The organism is Solemya velum gill symbiont, from assembly GCF_002020255.1.
Taxonomy (GTDB): Bacteria; Pseudomonadota; Gammaproteobacteria; order Chromatiales; family Chromatiaceae.
In genome coordinates this window covers 74,565-93,923 of record NZ_MPQG01000009.1, presented here as the reverse complement: position 1 = coordinate 93,923, position 19,359 = coordinate 74,565, and the positions used below count along the sequence as shown (strand labels likewise).

18 protein-coding genes and 3 tRNA genes are annotated in these 19,359 nt (G+C 49.9%); 18 read left to right on the top strand and 3 right to left on the bottom strand.

Annotated elements, in window-relative coordinates:
* Positions 1-167 precede the first annotated feature (167 nt).
* The 6 genes from BOW06_RS07945 (at position 168) to BOW06_RS07920 (ending at position 5,001) form a co-directional block, all read left to right on the top strand.
* Positions 168-2,720: an EAL domain-containing protein gene (locus BOW06_RS07945; protein WP_078464207.1), complete on the top strand. Its 2,553-nt coding sequence runs from the start codon at positions 168-170 to the stop codon at positions 2,718-2,720.
* Positions 2,721-3,352: 632 nt separating this feature from the next.
* Positions 3,353-3,426 (top strand) — tRNA-Cys (locus tag BOW06_RS07940).
* Between the two features lie 20 nt (positions 3,427-3,446).
* A tRNA-Leu gene (locus BOW06_RS07935) sits at positions 3,447-3,534 on the top strand.
* A gap of 78 nt (positions 3,535-3,612) precedes the next feature.
* Positions 3,613-4,371: a triose-phosphate isomerase gene (gene tpiA, locus BOW06_RS07930; RefSeq protein WP_078454616.1), complete on the top strand. Its 759-nt coding sequence runs from the start codon at positions 3,613-3,615 to the stop codon at positions 4,369-4,371.
* Between the two features lie 22 nt (positions 4,372-4,393).
* A complete protein-coding gene (secG, locus tag BOW06_RS07925) occupies positions 4,394-4,855 on the top strand; it encodes a preprotein translocase subunit SecG (protein ID WP_043115601.1) in 462 nt (153 codons plus the stop codon).
* 61 nt (positions 4,856-4,916) lie between these two features.
* Positions 4,917-5,001, top strand: a tRNA-Leu gene (locus BOW06_RS07920).
* Between the two features lie 70 nt (positions 5,002-5,071).
* Here the strand turns inward: BOW06_RS07920 and BOW06_RS07915 are convergent.
* The 3 genes from BOW06_RS07915 to BOW06_RS07905 are packed head-to-tail and all read right to left on the bottom strand — an operon-like array spanning position 5,072 to position 7,609.
* Positions 5,072-5,896 carry a hypothetical protein gene (locus tag BOW06_RS07915; protein WP_078454615.1) on the bottom strand — a complete coding sequence of 275 codons (825 nt, stop codon included), beginning with the start codon at positions 5,894-5,896 and terminating at the stop codon, positions 5,072-5,074.
* Between the two features lie 50 nt (positions 5,897-5,946).
* Positions 5,947-6,510, bottom strand: coding sequence for a class I SAM-dependent methyltransferase (locus BOW06_RS07910; RefSeq protein ID WP_052131974.1), 564 nt, complete (start codon positions 6,508-6,510; stop codon positions 5,947-5,949).
* Positions 6,511-6,562: 52 nt separating this feature from the next.
* Positions 6,563-7,609, bottom strand: coding sequence for a DUF2919 family protein (locus BOW06_RS07905; protein ID WP_078453258.1), 1,047 nt, complete (start codon positions 7,607-7,609; stop codon positions 6,563-6,565).
* A 406-nt stretch (positions 7,610-8,015) separates the two neighbouring features.
* On the opposite strand from BOW06_RS07905, the gene BOW06_RS07900 reads away from it, so the two are divergent.
* From BOW06_RS07900 to nuoL, 12 genes are read left to right on the top strand one after another with little or no spacing between them, the layout of a single operon-like run.
* Positions 8,016-8,372 carry an NADH-quinone oxidoreductase subunit A gene (locus tag BOW06_RS07900; protein WP_043115607.1) on the top strand — a complete coding sequence of 119 codons (357 nt, stop codon included), beginning with the start codon at positions 8,016-8,018 and terminating at the stop codon, positions 8,370-8,372.
* Positions 8,363-8,839, top strand: a complete 477-nt coding sequence (locus tag BOW06_RS07895) for a NuoB/complex I 20 kDa subunit family protein (RefSeq protein ID WP_043115609.1) — start codon at positions 8,363-8,365, stop codon at positions 8,837-8,839. Before BOW06_RS07900 ends, BOW06_RS07895 begins: the two co-directional genes overlap by 10 nt.
* A gap of 29 nt (positions 8,840-8,868) precedes the next feature.
* On the top strand, positions 8,869-9,579 hold the full coding sequence (locus BOW06_RS07890) for an NADH-quinone oxidoreductase subunit C (protein ID WP_043115610.1): 711 nt from the start codon (positions 8,869-8,871) through the stop codon (positions 9,577-9,579).
* Entirely contained in the window at positions 9,572-10,825 is a 1,254-nt protein-coding gene (locus BOW06_RS07885; protein ID WP_043115611.1) for an NADH-quinone oxidoreductase subunit D, read from the top strand. The genes BOW06_RS07890 and BOW06_RS07885 overlap by 8 nt, the downstream gene beginning before the upstream one ends.
* A gap of 2 nt (positions 10,826-10,827) precedes the next feature.
* Positions 10,828-11,322, top strand: coding sequence for an NADH-quinone oxidoreductase subunit NuoE (gene nuoE, locus BOW06_RS07880; RefSeq protein WP_043115613.1), 495 nt, complete (start codon positions 10,828-10,830; stop codon positions 11,320-11,322).
* A complete protein-coding gene (gene nuoF / locus BOW06_RS07875) occupies positions 11,322-12,587 on the top strand; it encodes an NADH-quinone oxidoreductase subunit NuoF (protein ID WP_043115614.1) in 1,266 nt (421 codons plus the stop codon). The genes nuoE and nuoF overlap by 1 nt, the downstream gene beginning before the upstream one ends.
* A 5-nt stretch (positions 12,588-12,592) precedes the next feature.
* Positions 12,593-14,935 (top strand): NADH-quinone oxidoreductase subunit NuoG, encoded by a 2,343-nt coding sequence (nuoG, locus tag BOW06_RS07870; protein WP_078454619.1) that lies wholly within the window; start codon positions 12,593-12,595, stop codon positions 14,933-14,935.
* An 8-nt stretch (positions 14,936-14,943) separates the two neighbouring features.
* Positions 14,944-15,990: an NADH-quinone oxidoreductase subunit NuoH gene (nuoH, locus tag BOW06_RS07865; RefSeq protein ID WP_078462847.1), complete on the top strand. Its 1,047-nt coding sequence runs from the start codon at positions 14,944-14,946 to the stop codon at positions 15,988-15,990.
* Positions 15,990-16,478, top strand: coding sequence for an NADH-quinone oxidoreductase subunit NuoI (gene nuoI / locus BOW06_RS07860; RefSeq protein WP_143556073.1), 489 nt, complete (start codon positions 15,990-15,992; stop codon positions 16,476-16,478). The genes nuoH and nuoI overlap by 1 nt, the downstream gene beginning before the upstream one ends.
* 12 nt (positions 16,479-16,490) lie before the next feature.
* Positions 16,491-17,090, top strand: a complete 600-nt coding sequence (locus BOW06_RS07855; protein ID WP_043116608.1) for an NADH-quinone oxidoreductase subunit J — start codon at positions 16,491-16,493, stop codon at positions 17,088-17,090.
* Positions 17,087-17,392 (top strand): NADH-quinone oxidoreductase subunit NuoK, encoded by a 306-nt coding sequence (gene nuoK / locus BOW06_RS07850; protein ID WP_043115618.1) that lies wholly within the window; start codon positions 17,087-17,089, stop codon positions 17,390-17,392. The genes BOW06_RS07855 and nuoK overlap by 4 nt, the downstream gene beginning before the upstream one ends.
* Positions 17,393-17,394: 2 nt before the next feature.
* Complete coding sequence (nuoL, locus tag BOW06_RS07845) at positions 17,395-19,350, top strand: NADH-quinone oxidoreductase subunit L (RefSeq protein ID WP_078459482.1); 1,956 nt, start codon at positions 17,395-17,397, stop codon at positions 19,348-19,350.
* The last annotated feature ends 9 nt before the right edge of the window (positions 19,351-19,359 follow it).

The window sequence follows — 19,359 nt, the reverse complement described above, 5'->3', positions numbered from 1 at the left end:
ACTGAACAATCGTCCCCGAAAATGTCTTGGCATTAAAACGCCCAATCAAGTATTTTTCGGGATTAACCCATCCGTTGCACTAGTGAGTTGAATCCGCGGGCTATGTCAGCAATCAGGAGGGTGATTTTCTTGTTCATCCTTACCCTGAGAAAACCTTTGGCTTCGATTTGGGTAAGCGCTACCGCTGGCAAGATGAAATGCCATCAACGGATTTACATAATCTAAGTCAGAAAAAAGACAAACTAGTGTCAACCCATAGCCATTTAGAACAAGAAGACTTGTTACACGCAGTTGCAGGCAAGGTTTACTTCGACAAAGATAGACCGGACAGATATATGTTGTTGATTTATTCTTTTCCGGAGTCCCTTATTGAGAATGAAACTGTGGCATTTCGAAACCTGATGCTGCTTGGATTCTTTGTACTCACGTTTCTACTTGGCATCATTATGTATGTCATGTTGAAGAAAATATTTTCTCCACTCACACAATTAACTAATGGCGCCTCGGCGATTGCTGAAGGTAGACACGATATCGAATTTCCAAAAGGAACTTCTGACGAGGTTGGATACCTCGTCAGCGCTTTTCAATACATGCTGAAAGGGATCACATCTCAGGAGCAAAAGGTTGCAACACTATATGAGGAGCTGAAGAGAAGTGAGGTCTATGCAAACCATATCATCGAATCGACTCCTCAAGGCATCATCGTAGCTGATACGAATGGCCAGATTGTTAGAGTAAACAAGATTGTACTTTTAATGTTTGGCTACGACGAGGATGAGATACTTGGACAGTCAGTGGAACTGCTCATGCCTGAAAAATTCATCCCAGATCATCGAATTAACTATGTCAATTATCTGAATCGAAAAGATTCAAAGCCTAGAATAATGGGGGAGAACCACAATCTCACCGCACGGTGCAAGGACGGTTCTGAAATAGCCGTAGAGATTGGCATTAGTCCAATGCGACTGGATGACAAGCGTTATGTCGTTGCGACAATTGCAGATATCACCGAACGCAGTGCAATTGAACAGGAGCTGCAGATTGCGGCTACTGCATTTGACTCCCATGAGGCAATGCTCGTTACTGATTCCCAGGGCGATATCCTAAGGGTCAATGATGCCTTCACCAAGGTCACGGGTTATAGCCGGGAAGAGGTGATTGGCAAGAATCCCAACATCTTGCAGTCAGGTCGTCACTCCGCTGATTTTTATCATGATATGTGGGAGCGCATTAATCAAGATGGCTGTTGGCAAGGTGAGATTTGGGACAGACGGAAAAATGGAGAGGTCTATCCGAAGTGGGCTACCATCACGAGTGTTAGTGATAAGAATGGGCAGGTTTCGAATTACGTTTCTATATTCTCAGACATCTCGTCAGTCAAGAAAGCTCAGGACCAGATACTTGAACTTGCCTACTACGACCCACTAACAGGGCTTCCTAATCGACGAAGGCTTGTTGAATATCTTGAACGTGCCATGGTGGAAAGCAAACGCTCTAATATGTTTGGCGCACTGATGTTTATCGACCTGGATAACTTTAAAATTATCAACGATACATTAGGACATGAACAGGGCGATGTACTACTCAAAGAGGTCGCTAATAGACTGACAACCGCTCTTCGCGAAGTCGATATTGTTGCAAGACTTGGAGGAGATGAGTTTGTTGTCATTTTGCATGAGCTGGAAAGCGATGGTAATCGGGCAATGCAATATGCCAGGCATATTGGAGAAAACCTGATAAGAATCCTCGCTAAGCCACACATATTGGAAGGGAGGAGCTACGTCTGTACTGGAAGTCTAGGTATTACGATGTATTATGGAAATGAAGTCAGTATTGATGAAATATTCCGCAGTTCGGACGTGGCAATGTACGAAGCAAAGAAACGGGGTAGAAACAGTTTACGTTTCTTTGATCCGGAAATGCAGGCCTCACTTGAAAAACGCAGTCAAATGGAATCTGATCTCCGTATCGCACTAAAGAAAAAACAGTTTGTTCTTTACTTCCAGAAACAAGTAGACAATGAGGGCCGCATCATAGGAATGGAAGCCCTGGTCAGGTGGGCGCATCCGGAACGAGGTATGATTTCGCCATCCGAGTTTATTCCAGTATGTGAAGATAGCGGACTGATTGTACCTGTAGGACATTGGATTTTGACGGAGTCTTGCCGTACGCTAAGTCAGTGGCAGCAACACGACAGCATGAAGCATTTAAAGCTTGCAGTGAATATCAGTATTAAGGAGTTCATGCAGGATGATTTTGTCAGCCAGGTAAATCTCCTCGTAGATGAATATGGTGTACATTCTGATCGTCTTGAGTTGGAAATCACGGAAAGCATGGCGCACGATGATCTGGATGCCCTTATTGAGAAGATGCATCAGTTGAAAAAAACAGGTATCAGTATTGCAATGGATGACTTTGGTACAGGCTATTCTTCCCTCTCATATCTTAAGAAGCTCCCGGTTGACATAATCAAAATTGACAGAAGCTTTGTTGATGACCTTGGTGTCAATGCTAACAATGAATCAATCGTGAAGACCATTGCCAAGGTCGGTGAGTCATTTGGTATGGATGTACTTGCGGAAGGTGTGGAAACAGAAGAGCAATTCAGGTTATTAATAGAATATGGTTACAAACAGTTCCAGGGTTACTATTTCGGAAAGCCTATGACTGCTGACAAATTTGAAGAAGAATTCCAGTCGATTCCGAGACGCGAAAAATAATGTAGAGCGTGATTTGTTAGTCTTTATTGGTGTCTGAAGAGTTAATCGCGGTTTCATGATCTTCTTGATGACAGGACAGAACATAGGGTCTACATTGTCAAGTGTGAAAAGATCCCCCAGCAGGTGGAGCAATATTGGCTCGTGCATAGAGTTGGGTAGATGCCATAGAGTTGAAATCTGCCTCAATGACTGACTCACCGTTGATGAGAATTGAAGCCCTGAGCTCTGAAGGGATCGCTTGCCATGCTGGAGCAATCAGTCGTCGACCAATATCAAATCTGACTTTTTCTCCTTCTCTGATTGTGAAAACACGAAATACAGTTTTTTACTCAAAAGATAAACATAGATTTTCTAACAGTGATTCGATATGACGGATAGCATTTTCTTCTGGCATTCTGATATCCAAATCAAGGAGTTATCGTGATGGAGCGTATGGTTATCTTAACCCATCTACACTCTGTCTGAATTGAACCGATGTCCACGGATTTAGGGGGTTGTACAGGCTTAGCCAAAACCTCCCGAGCAGAACCACGAAAATGCTGTAATTTCAGGTGCACATAGGGTGCACTATGTGCTAAGATTCGCGCCTTCAAAGTATAGAGGGGAATCGTAAGCCCTTGTTTATACTGAATGGCTGAGTGGCAGAGTGGTTATGCAGCGGATTGCAAATCCGTGGACCTCGGTTCGATTCCGGGCTCAGCCTCCATATTTTTTCGATATCAATCTGCCCGGGTGGCGAAATTGGTAGACGCAACGGACTTAAAATCCGTCGGCCATTGCGGCCGTGCCGGTTCGAGTCCGGCCCCGGGCACCATAATTAAATACATAAATTAAATACCTGCAGACCGGTGCTAAATAATAAACATAGTCTGCAGCAGAGTGGAGAAGAGTTATGCGTAAGCCGCTGATTGCCGGTAACTGGAAGATGAATGGTTCTCGCAAGAGTATCGCGACCCTGCTGGATGGTCTCAAAACAGGTATGGGCGATGTGAACACTGCTGAAGTTGCAGTTTGTGCACCATCTATTTATATCGCCGACGTCCAGTCGAGCCTGGAAGGCAGTGCTGTAACCTGGGGTGGACAGGATGTATCTGTTCAGGACTCTGGTGCATACACAGGTGAAACCGCGGCATCCATGTTGCTGGATTTTGGCTGCAAGTACGCAATCATCGGACACTCTGAGCGTCGTACCTATCACGCAGAGAGTGATGCACTGGTAGCCGAGAAGTTTGAACAGGCAATCAACAATGGCCTGGTTCCACTCTTCTGTATTGGTGAAACGCTTGAAGAGCGCGAGCAGGGCATCACTGAAGATGTTGTTGCACGCCAGATTGATGCAGTACTTGAGCGTGTTGGTGCCGAAGGCATGGCCAAGGGCGTTATTGCCTATGAGCCGGTTTGGGCGATTGGTACCGGTAAAACGGCATCACCTGAACAGGCGCAGGATGTACACGCCTTTATTCGTGGTCGTGTTGCTGCCGCAGATGCGGCTGTAGCTGAAAAGGTACAGATTCTTTACGGTGGCAGCATGAATGCCGGTAATGCAGCAGAGTTGCTGTCACAGCCGGATATTGACGGCGGCTTGATTGGTGGTGCATCACTCAAGGCGGATGATTTTCTTACTATTGCCCGGGCTGCAAACCAGGGCTGAATGAACCAAAAACGGTAAATCCATGGGTCTCGAAAGTATACTGATTGTTGTTTTTCTATTTGTCTCGCTTGGCGTAGTCGGCCTTGTGCTGATTCAGCACGGCAAGGGTGCTGATATGGGTGCTGCGTTTGGAAGCGGCGCCTCCGCGACTGTTTTCGGATCCCAGGGCTCTGCAAACTTTCTAAGTCGTGCAACTGCCATTCTTGCTGCATTCTGGTTCGTGCTGGCAATGACACTGGCCTGGTTTGCTATTCAGGCGACTGACACCACCAACCTCATGGATGACTCTGTCATGACAGAGGAAAGCGGTGGTGAGGCAGCAATTCCTGCTGCACCAGCAGCACCTGTATCACCTGTACCTGCGCCTGTTGTTGAATCGCCTGTTTCTGCTGCCGATACTATCCCTGCAGCAGAAATTGAAGTGCCGGCTGCAGCAGTTGAGACCGAGATGCCTGCAGTCCCTGAAGAAAAGCCCGGTCAATAACAATTATTTAGTTTTTAGCTCTTTCTATCTTTCACAGAATCACATAGAATGCGCTCCTCTTGCCGAAGTGGTGGAATTGGTAGACACGCTATCTTGAGGGGGTAGTGGCGTGAGCCGTGCCGGTTCGAGTCCGGCCTTCGGCACCATCTTCAGAAAAGGTCGTCCAGTGGACGACCTTTTTTGTTTTCCGGAATTGCTCCTTTGCTTCAAATCACTTCACTCAATTGTCGCCCTGGCAAGACGAGGCCATTCATTCACCCAACAGCAGTGGTGACCAAATTCTGGCAGTAACTGAATGCTCGGCTTACTGGATGAAGGGAAGCGTGAGCGATACGCGTTAGCAACCATTGGCGGCACACTCTTATCCTTGCCTCCGACAAAATGTATTTGTGGTATCGCTTGTAAATCCTGCCATGCGTCAGCGGCATTCAATGAGCCTCTGAGAGGCGTTAAACGATGATGTTTACTCCATGTCTTATGATCAAGATTTCCTGCAACTGTGATCAGCATGGAAACATCATTTCTCTGTGCAGCCAGCAGGGCCGCGACGGCACCGCCACCTGAGAACCCGACCAGTCTCAGCCTGCTTGCACCTGACTGCTGTTTTAACTGGTCGATAGACTGGCTGGATGCATTGATCATCTGGCGGGAAAAGCGCCTGTTGGTCCATGCACTCTGCTTGCAGCGTTTATCATTGTTTACATACTGACATGGTCGACCCAGGTAGGCGACCGGATCGCCAAGCGGATCTGCAAGAGCCAGTTTCAGTGCCAGGTGATTAATTGGCGTGGGATTACTGGATGGTTGAGATGATGATATCCATGCAAAGCCATCACCCTCGATATAGACGGTCAGGATTTCACCAGCAGGCATTGGCATTGGGGAAAACGCGACAAGATCATACTCATTCGTCTTCAGGAGTTGTGATTTCCAACCGTGAGATGCTACCAGCTGCTCTGCAGATTGTGTTCGTTCAGCTGGTGTCGGAATGCTGATACAGGCTGATAGAAACAGGCACAGGAGCAGGGCAGGTAAGCGCATCCTATTTCCCATGAGGGCAGGTCCCGAAAAGCATGAGGAATAGATTCCGTTCAATCACCTTGAAGGCTCTCGCTTTTCTCAACAGGAAGCATTTTTCTCATGACTGTTTCGAGGTGAATGCCATTTTTGGCTCGCGTCTGTTTTTCTATGTGAAAGTAACCGTTGAATCCATACATACTGGCCCAGCGTTTTTCGTCATCGAAATACATGAGGAATGTCTCATCTGTGATGATGTTGACATGTGTTGGATCTCTCCACGCAGCCGAGGCCGGATAAGCCGGGGTAAAGGAGTAAAACAGTCCTCCCGGTTTAAGCACCCTGTAAATTTCATTCATTAACTCAACAAAACAGAATCTTCTTTCAGGTGCATAGATTATCCTGGGAATATGTTCGATTAAGTCAAATGCAGTGACAAAATCGAAGCTGTCACTTTCAAATGGAATAGCCTCAATCGCAAGGTCTGCAGAGACGATTGTTCCATCTTCTGATTCACGTATGTCCACTCCCATGACGGCATCCGCTTTGAAAGGGTTTCTCGGCTCAAGACCTGATCCGAGATCAAGACTTACGCTGCCGTCATTTTGTACGGGTCTGTATTGTGTGGTCCGGGCCATTAATTTACCACCGGCTTGTGGGAGAATCGCCTGGTACGTCTGGCTGTCATATTTATACCCTCTGCTGCTGATGTTTCTGAGCCAGTATCCGTGCTTTCTCAAGCGCCTCTTGGGCAGCCTCTTCTTGACCTGTATTAAGCAACAGAATCCCAAGATTTTTCCAAGCGTAATGATGTTGAGGATTGAGCTTCAATGCACTCTGGTAACTGGAAATTGCCGCTGCCGTCCTGCCGGTTTCAGCCAGCGACAGGGCAAGATTGAAATAGGCGTCAGCGTTATTTGGCAGCAGTTTGACTGCCTTTTTGGCACTTTGTAACGATTTATGTAGCTCACCCATGTGTCGCTGGATAGTTGCAAGATTGGTATAACAGGCTCCATTGTCGGGATCTATCAGGAGTGTTTTCTGCATCAGGGTTTCAGCATCCATGTATCGCTTCTCCTGAACTGCCTGGTGCGCGAGTTCATTCCATGTTTCAGCTGCCTCGTTGCTTGTTTCATTGATCAGCTGCGTGAGTTTTTCAGCTCTGTCCGGATCGCTGGCAATGATTTTACCGAGCACATCGTCGAACTTACGTTCATGCTCCTCACGTTCTTTTCCAAGCAGGCCTGTCGGTCTTTGACTTTTTTCGTCAGGGAAATCGAGAAATGTCATCCTGATGCGATTGGAACGTATCGCATAAACCATAACGTAGAGATCAAGCAGCAGGTAGAGAAGGATGGGTAACACCATTCCTTGGCTTGATCTGTCAATGATCTGCATGCCTGATTGCAGGCTGTCCATGATCAATTGTATTGCCAGCGTTACTATCAATATCAACCTGCCATGTTGCCAGATTGAACGCCATAGCTGATGTGCCCCCGGCTGTCGCATGACAAGGGTGACAAGCAAAAGTATTGCAGGTATATCGGCAACCATGGCCTGAAGCGAGATGAATTCCTTGATAAATGTGCCGTCACCGCCACCTCGCATCAGGGGGAAATAGGCCAGAAAAATCAGGAAGACGTGACGGATGGCATAGAGTAGGACAAGGAGCATGCCGGTTGAAGGTTTCAGCTTGAGCTGTTCGTCATAGGCGTCAGGCGGGAATTGTATCTTCATATACCATTCTCATCATTAGTCATCTGCCGCGGTTTGTTAGCTGCGCTCAAAAAACAGTCCTTCTCTATGTGCTGCATCATGTTGATTCATGTGCACAGTATCTGAACGAAGAAGAAAATTAAAGGTTGCCGTTTCAGGACGGCTGTAAGGCATCAACTCAATTGCTGATTACATCTCGTGATACCAATTTTTTATGCGCGCAATAAAAATCATATTAATTTTTGCGAATATTCTGTAACCAATTGAAATTAATCTATTTAAGGCCTAATTGGCACTAATCACTCTGGTTTGACACACACTCGGCAAGCAGATTAGACTGGTTCAGGTTTAAAAAGTGGTATTACGGATGGGGTTTTATCACCTTTTCGTGATAACAGAGTCAGAAAAATAAAGGGGACAACTCCCGATGTTGGAGAATTATCTGCCCATCCTGGTGTTTATCACTCTCGGTGGCATTATTGGTGCCGTTGTTGTTGGATTGGGTTTTTTGCTGGGGCCACACAAGCCTGACAGCGAAAAGCGATCACCTTTTGAATGCGGCTTCGAGGCCTTCGAAGACAGCCGTATGAAATTTGACGTGCGTTACTACCTCGTCGCCATCCTTTTTATTATTTTCGATCTTGAGATTGCCTTCCTGTTTCCGTGGGCGGTTGCTCTTGACCAGATCGGACTTGTCGGTTTCTGGGCCATGGTGCTGTTTCTCGGCATTCTTGTTGTTGGCTTTATATATGAATGGAAGAAAGGAGCACTCGAATGGGAGTAGAGGGCCTGCTCAAGGAAGGATTTGTTACCACTTCCGCAGATAAACTGATCAACTGGGCGCGCACCGGTTCCATGTGGCCGATGACATTCGGGCTTGCATGTTGTGCTGTCGAAATGATGCACGCAGCTGCAGCGCGCTACGACATGGACCGCTTCGGTATTGTTTTCCGTCCAAGCCCGCGCCAGTCGGACGTTATGATCGTTGCCGGCACCCTGGTCAACAAGATGGCACCTGCATTGCGCAAGGTCTATGACCAGATGGCAGAACCACGCTGGGTTATCTCAATGGGTTCCTGCGCCAATGGCGGCGGTTATTACCATTACTCCTATTCCGTGGTACGCGGATGTGACAGGGTGGTTCCCGTGGATGTTTATGTACCAGGCTGCCCGCCAACTGCGGAAGCCTTGCTATACGGCATATTGCAGTTACAGAACAAAATACGACGTACGAATACCATCGCACGTTAAACAGAATTGGATACAGGACGATTTGAATCATGACGCTTGCTGAGCGCCTCGACGAACTTGCCGACGAACTCGAAGAAATCTTCGAGGAAGAGGAAGATGTCTCCTTTCACCGTGAGCTTGAGGAGATTACCCTCGAAGTCCCGCGTGACAAGCTGTTCGAGACCATGAAAACACTGCGCAATGCGCGCCCCCTGCAGTTTGATACCTGTATGGATATATGCGGTGTCGATCTCTCTGCCTATGGCATGAGCGAGTGGACAACAGACAATGACGGTTTCTGCCGCGGTGTCGACCGCCGTATGTTCAACCCGGAACCTGCATCACGTTTCGCCGTTGTCTATCACCTCTTGTCTGTGGTCAAGAATCATCGCATCCGCGTCAAAACGCTGCTCGACTCCGACTACCCGGTTGTCCCATCTGTCGTCGACCTGTGGGCGGTGGCTGACTGGTTCGAACGCGAGGCATTCGATATGTTTGGCATTCTCTTCCAGGGGCATCCTGATCTGCGTCGAATTCTTACCGATTACGGCTTTATCGGCCATCCACTGCGCAAGGATTTCCCACTCGAGGGCGAAGTCGAAATGCGCTACGACCCGGAACAGAAGCGAGTTGTTTACGAGCCGGTCAGTATTGAAATGCGCACCCTGGTACCGCGCGTGATTCGTCACGACAATCGCTACGAGGAAGGCTGGAAACCCGAAGAACCGGCAGTAGAGGAAGAGGGTGAAGCCGATGTCTGAGATTCGTAACTACACGGTCAACCTGGGCCCCCAGCATCCGGCCGCGCATGGTGTACTGCGCCTGATACTTGAGCTGGATGGTGAGGTTGTTGAACGCGCCGATCCACATGTTGGCCTGCTGCATCGCGGTACTGAAAAACTCGCCGAGACCAAGCCTTATAACCAAAGCATCGGTTACATGGATCGTCTCGACTATGTATCAATGATGTGTAACGAGCACGGCTACGTGCTGGCAATTGAAAAACTTCTCGGTATCCAGGCACCGGAACGTGCTCTCTATATCCGTTCCATGTTTGACGAGATCACACGCATTCTGAACCACCTGATGTGGATCGGTACCCATGGTTTCGATCTCGGTGCCATGACTGTATTTCTTTACGCTTTCCGTGAGCGCGAGGATTTGATGGACTGCTACGAGGCGGTATCCGGAGCGCGTATGCATGCGACCTATTATCGTCCCGGTGGCGTCTACCGCGATTTGCCTGAGCAGATGCCGAAGTACGAGGCGAACAAGTGGCTCAAGCAGAAAGATGCCGATTACCGCAATAGTGCACGTGAAGGCTCACTGCTCGATTTCATCGACGATTTCGCCGACCGTTTTCCACACTGCATCGATGAGTACGAAACACTGCTAACCGATAACCGTATCTGGAAACAGCGTACCGTTGGAATCGGCGTGGTGTCGCCTGAAGATGCAAAGAACATGGGATTTACCGGCCCTATGCTGCGCGGTTCAGGCGTTGCCTGGGATCTGCGCAAGAAGCAGCCGTACGCTGCCTACAGCAAGCTTGATTTTGATATTCCGGTCGGTACCAACGGCGATTGCTACGACCGTTACGTGGTGCGTGTTGAAGAGATGCGCCAGTCAGCTCGTATCATCAAGCAGTGCGTTCAGTGGCTGCGCGACAATCCGGGCCCGGTCATGATTAATGATCACAAGGTTGCGCCGCCAAAGCGCGCCGAAATGAAGGATGATATGGAATCCCTGATTCATCACTTCAAACTCTTTACAGAAGGTTACTGTCCGCCAGAAGGCGAGGTCTATGCAGCTGTCGAGGCGCCCAAGGGTGAATTTGGCTGCTATATCGTTTCCGACGGTGCCAACAAGCCTTACAGACTGAAGGTACGTGCGCCAGGTTTTGCACACCTCTCTGCGATGCAGACGATGGCCAAGGGACACATGCTGGCCGACGTGGTTGCCATTATCGGCACCATGGATATTGTTTTCGGTGAGATAGACAGATAGAGATGAAAATAGATAAAACATCACTCTTCACCGACGAAGTTCGGGCGGAAATCGACAAGCACATTGCCAAGTATCCGGCAGATTGGAAACAGTCTGCCTGCATGCCGGCGCTGACTGCTGTGCAGGAGATGAACGGTGGTTGGCTGACACGTGAACTGATGGACCAGGTGGCGGCTTATCTCGATATGCCTGCAATTGCCGTCTACGAGGTCGCAACCTTCTACTCCATGTATGAACACAAGGAGGTTGGTCGTCACAAGATCTGTCTTTGCACCAATATTTCATGCATGGTGAATAACTCGGATTCAATTCTCGAACATCTCAACAAGCGTCTCGGCATCAGTTTTGGTGAAGTGACCGACGACGGCAAGTTCAGCATCAAGGAAGTCGAATGCCTCGGTGCCTGTGGTGGCGCCCCGATGATGCAGATCGGCGACCATTACTACGAGAATCTCACACCGGAGAAAATCGATTCGATCCTGGAGGAGCTTGAGTAATGGCTAACGAAGTCTGTTTTCGCACCCTGCACCGTGATGCTCCCTGGACGATTGAGCAGTATCGGCAAGAGGGTGGTTACAAGGTTCTCGAGAAGATTCTGCGCGAGAAGACCTCGCCTGACGAAATTATCGAAGAGGTCAAGCTCTCGAATCTGCGTGGCCGCGGCGGCGCTGGTTTTCCGACTGGCCTGAAGTGGAGCTTTATCAATCGCACCACGCCCGTCGAAAAATACGTGGTATGTAATTCGGACGAGGGCGAGCCCGGTACATTCAAAGACCGCGACATCCTCAGGTATAACCCGCACCAGCTGATCGAAGGTATGATTATCTGTGGTTACGTGATTGGCGGTACTGCCGGTTACAACTATATTCGCGGCGAATTTCGAGAGCCCTATTTCCGTTTTGAAGAGGCGCTTGAAGAGGCGCGTGCTGCTGGTTACCTTGGCGAGAACATTCTCGGTTCGGGTTTTGATTTCGATATACACAGCCACCTTGGTGGCGGTGCTTATATCTGCGGTGAAGAGACTGCACTGCTCGAGTCAATCGAAGGCAAAAAAGGCCAGCCAAGATTCAAGCCGCCATTTCCGGCGATGTTTGGCCTGTTCGGCAAGCCGACCGTTATCAATAATACTGAATCATTCGCTTCGATTCCGGTCATTCTCGACAAGGGCGGCCAGTGGTTTTCAGATATTGGCGTGCCTAACAGCGGCGGTGCAAAACTCTTTTCTATCTCGGGGAACGTCAACCGCCCCGGTAACTATGAAATCCCCATGGGAACACCGTTTCGCGAGTTGCTGGAACTTGCCGGCGGTATGAAGGATGGTCGCAATATCAAGGCGGTCATTCCCGGCGGATCATCATCACCGGTTATTCCCGGCGACCAGATGATGGAACTGAATATGGATTACGATAGTATCGCCAGCGCCGACTCAATGCTCGGTTCAGGTGCCGTTATCGTAATGGACGACACCAACTGCATGGTCAAGGTTCTCGACCGCATCTCCTACTTCTATTACGAGGAGTCGTGCGGGCAGTGTACGCCATGCCGTGAAGGTACCGGCTGGATGCATCGTGTGATCCACAGAATCGAAAACGGGCAGGGCAGGCAGGTAGACCTCGACTTGCTTGATGATGTCGCAGCAAAAATTGCAGGGCGCACGATCTGCGCACTGGGTGATGCAGCAGCAATGCCTGTTGCAGGCTTTCTCAAACACTATCGAGATGAATTCCAGTTTCATATCGATCACGGAAAATGCATGGTGTAATGGCAATGAGTGAAGAACAGACCATTACAATAGAAGTAGACGGCAACCAGTTGCCTGCAAAGCCTGGTCAGATGCTGATCGAGGTAACAGATGCTGCCGGTATCACGGTTCCGCGTTTCTGCTATCACAAGAACCTGTCGATTTCGGCGAACTGCCGTATGTGCCTTGTCGAAGTAGAGAACGCACCCAAGCCGTTGCCTGCCTGTGCAACACCTTGTGCCGATGGTATGAAGGTGTTTACCAAGTCACCGCTGGCTCGTGCAGCCCAGAAAGGAACCATGGAGTTCCTGCTGATCAACCATCCGCTTGATTGTCCGATCTGTGACCAGGGTGGTGAGTGTGAGCTGCAGGACGTTGCGATCGGCTACGGCAATGACGTTTCACGTTTCGCAGAGAACAAGCGCGTGGTTGCGGATCCGGATATCGGTCCACTTGTTGCTACCGAGATGACGCGCTGTATCCATTGCACGCGCTGTGTGCGTTTTGGCGACGAGATTGCCGGACTGCGCGAACTGGGTGCAACAGGACGTGGTGAACACACCAAGATTGGCACCTATGTCAAACATGCGATGACATCCGAGCTATCGGGCAACGTCATTGATCTCTGCCCGGTTGGCGCACTGACTTCAAAACCATTCCGCTATACCGCACGAGCCTGGGAAGTGACCCAGCAAGAGACAATTGCACCACATGACTCTGTTGGCTCGAACCTCTATGCACATGTGCGTCGTGGCAAGGTGATGCGTATTGTGCCGCGCGAGAATGATGCGATAAACCAGTCATGGATCTCTGATCGTGACCGTTTCGGCTACGAAGGTCTTGATCACGAAGAGCGTCTCACCCAGCCGATGGTTCGCGAAGGCGGTTCCCTTAAAACGGTTTCGTGGGATGATGCGCTAACAAAGGCTGCAGAATCTCTCGCCAAGGTGAAAACACAACCTGACGAGGTGATGACACTGGTATCACCATCTGCCACGCTTGAAGAGATGTATCTTGCGCAGAAGCTGGTGCGGGATATGGGCAGTAACAATATTGATCATCGTTTGCGCCAGATCGATTTCCGTGGAGATTCCGCAGACCCGCAGGTAAGCTGGCTCGGCGTTACTCTTGACGACCTTGAAAATTCCGATGCAGTTCTGCTGGTCGGATCGAACGTGCGCAAGGAACAGCCGATGATCAATCATCGCCTGCGACTCGCTGCCAATCGTGGCGCAAGCGTCATGTCGATCAATCCGCTTTCAACTAATGCGAATTACACCGCTGGACCGTCACTGGTGGTCAAGCCATCCGAGATGGTCAAGACCTTGCAGGCACTTGCCAGTGCAGTTGGTGCCGGCGACGAAGATACACCGGTCAGTGATGAGATACGTGCAATTGCAGAGAATCTCCGTTCAGCTGCAGATGCAGTTGTGCTGCTGGGTAATATTGCTGTTTCACACCCTGATTATTCAATCGTTCGCGATACTGCAGCTCGTGTTGCCGAGGCAACGGGCTGTGCCCTGGGTATTATTCCCGAGGCTGCCAACAGTGTTGGTGCCTGGATTGCAGGAGCTGTACCAAACAGGTTACCTGGCGGTAAACCTGTCTCAGCATCAGGTCGCTCGGTTAACGAGATGATGACGCCACCACCGCAATGTGCATTGCTGATAGGTGTTGAACCGATGGCCGATGTGGCACGTGGTCGTGCACTGGTGAATTCACTGCGAGGAACCGAATCTGTTATTGCCGTTTCCGCCTATATGTCTGATGCGTTGATGGAAGTGGCAGATGTCGTGCTGCCGATGACACCTTTTAGTGAAACATCCGGAACCTATGTTAACGCGCAACGTGATATGCAGAGTTTCAACGGCCTGGTGAAGCCCAAGGGTGAATCACGACCCGGCTGGAAGATTCTTCGCGTGCTCGGCAATTTCCTCGATCTGGAAGGATTTGATTACGAAAGCTCTGAAGATGTTTGCAACGAGCTCATACAACAGTGTGATGACAGCCTGCCAGAGATGAAGGTGGGTCAGTCTGGCGCAAGCGAGAGTAAGACCGAGGCGGGTGGAGTAGAGGCAACGCCCTACGTTCCAGCTTACAGTGTTGACGCGGTTGTACGCCGCAGCGAACCGCTTCAGTCAACCGAAGATGCACGTTGCGTGTTCAGAATGCATCCGCAAACGGCATCTGCACATGGTTTGTCTGATGGCAACTGGGCAATACTCAAGCAGGGTGAAAACCACTGCAGCGCAAAGGTCGTTACAGATGATGAGTTGTGTGAAGATGTACTGGTTTACGCCTCCCAGTCAGGTGATTTAATTTGGGGAAACAGTATGATCGAGAAGGCTGATACAGGAGTGATCGTATGATTGAATCAATGATCGCACTGTGGGAGTCACTACCGGTTATCGTTCAGATCCTGGTCAAAATCGTTGTCATCGTAGCACCGCTAATGATTGCCGTTGCCTATTACACCTGGCTAGAGCGTCGTTTTATCGGTGCCATGCAGGTGCGTATCGGTCCTAACCGCGTCGGTTTCTTCGGCTTCAAGCTTCAGGGTCTGGGGCAGCCGATTGCAGATGCCATGAAGCTGATGTTTAAAGAGATCGTCATTCCGACAAGGGCGAATCCTTTTCTGTTTGTTATTGCGCCGATGCTGACCCTGGGTCCGGCTCTTGCAGCCTGGGCCGTGTTCCCGTTTGATGAGAACCTTGTCCTTGCAGACATCAATGCAGGATTGCTCTACATTCTTGCACTGACATCACTGGCTGTTTACGGTGTTATCATCGCCGGCTGGTCTTCAAATTCCAAGTACGCATTCCTCGGCGCGATGCGTTCCGCTGCACAAATCGTATCTTACGAAATCGCCATGGGTTTTGCCCTTGTCGGCGTGCTGGTCGCTGCAGGCTCTTTGAACCTGGGTGATATCGTACAGGCACAGGCGGGTAGTGCAGTTCACTGGTTCTGGTTGCCGCTGTTTCCGCTCTTCATGGTCTACATGATTGCGGGTGTGGCTGAAACCAACCGTGCACCTTTCGACGTTGCCGAGGGTGAATCTGAAATCGTCGCCGGTTTCCATGTTGAATACTCGGGCATGACCTTTGCTGCATTCTTCCTCGCCGAATATGCCAACATGATCCTGATCTCGGCCCTTACCGCGTTGATGTTCTGGGGCGGCTGGCTGTCACCGTTTGAGGGAACCTTTTTCCAGCAATATTTTGAATGGGTACCGGGAATTGTATGGTTGCTCGCCAAGACCTTTGTCTTCATGGTGCTGCTGCTGTGGTTCCGTGCAACTTTCCCACGCTATCGTTATGACCAGATCATGCGTCTTGGCTGGAAAGTTTTTATACCGATTACGATTGTCTGGATCCTGGTCGTCGGACTGGCGGTCGTCTACGAAATGCCATGGTGGTTTGACTGATGAAAGCCGTGACCAACTTTGTAAAAAGCCTGTTCCTGTTTGAACTGCTGAAAGGCATGAAGCTGACGGGCAAATACTTCTTTCGCAAGAAGTTTACCGTCCTCTATCCCGAGCAGAAGGCACCGGTATCGCCGCGTTTTCGCGGACTGCATGCGCAGCGTCGCTATCCTAACGGTGAGGAGCGTTGTATCGCGTGTAAATTGTGTGAGGCTGTCTGTCCTGCGCTGGCCATTACCATCGAGGCAGAACCGCGCGAAGATGGACAGAGACGCACAACCCGTTATGACATCGATCTCTTCAAGTGTATTTTCTGTGGCTTCTGCGAAGAATCCTGTCCGGTTGATGCGATTGTCGAAACCCGACTCTATGAGTATCACTTCGAGAGCCGCGAGGGGAGTGTCATCAATAAGCAGAAACTGCTTGAAAATGGTGAACGCTTTGAAGAACAGATTGCTGCTGACCGTGCGGCACAGGCACAGTACAGGTAAGTGGAAAGCATCATGAGTGTTGAAAAATTTCTCTTCTACGTTTTTGCCGCGATGCTGATATTTGCATCAGTCATGGTAATTACACGCAGGAACCCGGTTCACTCGGTACTCTTCCTGGTGCTGGCATTCTTTAATGCTGCTGCACTGTGGATGCTGGCAGAGGCAGAGTTCCTCGCCATTGCACTGGTACTGGTCTACGTCGGTGCCGTGATGGTGCTGTTCCTGTTTGTTGTCATGATGCTGGATATCGATCTTTCCGAGATGCGTGCCGGTTTTATGAAGTATCTTCCACTTGGCATCGGTATATCGGCTGTCATGGTGGTGGAACTACTGATGGTTGTCGGTCCTGCCTATTTTGGTCTCGACAAGTATGCGGCACCGGCAGCAAAGGCTGCTGACTACAGCAATACCGAGGCTCTCGGTACGCTGCTTTATACCGAGTATCTCTATCCATTCGAGATTGCCGCCGTCATTCTGCTGGTTGCGATTATCGCAGCGATCAGCCTGACACTCAGAAAGCGTCCTGAAACCAAGTATCAGGATCCTTCAAAGCAGGTCACGGTGAAAAAAGAGCACCGACTGCGCGTTATCAAGATGGAGGCAGAAGAGTGATTGCATTATCTGACTACCTGATCGTCAGTGCCATACTCTTTTCGCTGAGTGTGGCCGGTATCTTTATTAACCGCAAAAACCTGATCCTGCTGCTGATGTGCATCGAACTGATGCTGCTCGCAGTCAATATCAACTTTGTTGCCTTTTCGTACTTTCTTGACGATATGGCTGGACAGGTTTTTGTTTTCTTCATTCTCACCGTTGCCGCCGCCGAGGCTGCAATCGGGCTTGCCATACTGGTGGTGCTGTTCAGAAACAGGCACACCATTAATGTGCAGGATCTGGATACGCTGAAGGGGTGATCGTGGAGACTATCTATCTGACAATTGTTCTTGCCCCGCTGATTGGCGCCATCATTGCCGGTTTGTGGAGAAACCAGGTTGGCAAGGCAGGCGCACACTGGGTAACAATTATTGGTGTCGGCATCTCGTGTGTGCTGTCAATTTACGTGCTGCTTGGTTTCACCCATGGTGATGCCGAATCACAGAACCTCAGCCTCTATACCTGGATGGTGAGTGATGGCCTGCGCTTCGAGATCGGTTTTCTTGTAGACCAGCTGACAGCGATGATGATGGCGGTTGTGACTTTCGTCTCGCTGATGGTGCATATCTATACAGTTGGTTACATGGCGCATGAGGAGGGCTATCAGCGCTTCTTCAGCTATATCGCCCTGTTTACCTTCTCGATGCTGATGCTGGTCATGTCGAACAACTTCATGCAGCTCTTTTTCGGCTGGGAAGCGGTCGGACTTGTCTCTTACCTGTTGATCGGTTTCTATTTCAAGAAAGAGACAGCCATTTTTGCAAACCTCAAGGCGTTCCTGGTCAACCGTGTTGGTGACTTCGGCTTTATTCTCGGTATCGCAGCAATTGCCATGTATACCAACAGCCTCGATTACGCCGAGGTGTTCGAGAAATCTGCCGGTCTCGCAAATGAACAGATCACTGTTTTCCCGGGGACAAGCTGGTCGCTGATGACAGTGATCAGTGTCCTGCTGTTTATCGGTGCAATGGGTAAGTCGGCACAGATGCCGCTGCATGTGTGGCTGCCGGACTCAATGGAAGGCCCGACGCCGATCTCCGCACTGATCCACGCCGCAACCATGGTTACCGCTGGTATCTTCATGGTGGCTCGTATGTCTCCGCTTTACGAGCTCTCCGAAACCGCTCTCAGCTTTGTTCTAATTATTGGTGCCACCACGGCATTCTTTACCGGACTGATCGGTATCGTGCAGAACGACATCAAGCGCGTGGTTGCCTATTCGACCCTGTCGCAGCTTGGCTACATGATTGCTGCACTGGGTGCCTCGGCCTATGCTGCTGGTGTTTTCCACCTTATGACCCACGCCTTCTTCAAGGCGCTGCTGTTCCTCGCAGCCGGTTCCGTCATTATTGGTATGCACCATGACCAGGATATCCGCAACATGGGTGGCATCAGGAAGTACATGCCAATCACCTGGATTACATCCCTGCTTGGATCACTGGCACTGATTGGTACGCCGTTCTTCTCAGGCTTCTTCTCAAAAGATGCGATTATCGAATCTGTCCATCTTGCTGATCGCTTCGGTACGAATTACGCATACTACCTGCTGGTGGCGGGCGTCTTTGTCACTGCTCTCTACAGCTTCCGTATGTTCTTCCTCGTTTTCCACGGTAATGGACCACGCGATGAGCATGCAAAGGCGCATCTGCATGAATCACCGTGGGTTGTGACTGTGCCACTGGTGCTACTGGCGATTCCGTCAGTGGTTATCGGCTGGTTCACAATTGAACCAATGCTGTTTGGTGAGTTCTTCAAGGATGCGATCTATGTCGATTCGGCTAATGATGTGCTCGCACACATGGGCGAGGGTTATCATGGTGCGCTTGGCTTTGTCGTTCACGGCGTGATGCAAGCACCTTTCTGGCTCGCACTGGGTGGCTTCCTGACGGCCTGGTACATCTACATGATGAAGCCTTCGATCGCACTCGATATCAAGGTACGTTTCGATTGGCTCTACACGATTCTCGATCGCAAGTACGGTTTTGATGAACTCTTCCAGTTTGTATTTGCCGGCGGCAGTCGCATGCTGGGCAAGATCTTCTGGAAGGGCGGTGACCAGTTCCTGATCGACGGTGTGGCTGTAAATGGCTCAGCGCATGGTGTTGGTTGGCTCGCAAGTGTTGCGCGCTACCTGCAGACAGGTTTTCTCAATCACTATGCAATTGCGATGATTCTCGGATTGATTGGCCTTGTCGGCTGGTTCGTGATTCTTCAATGATTATCTACA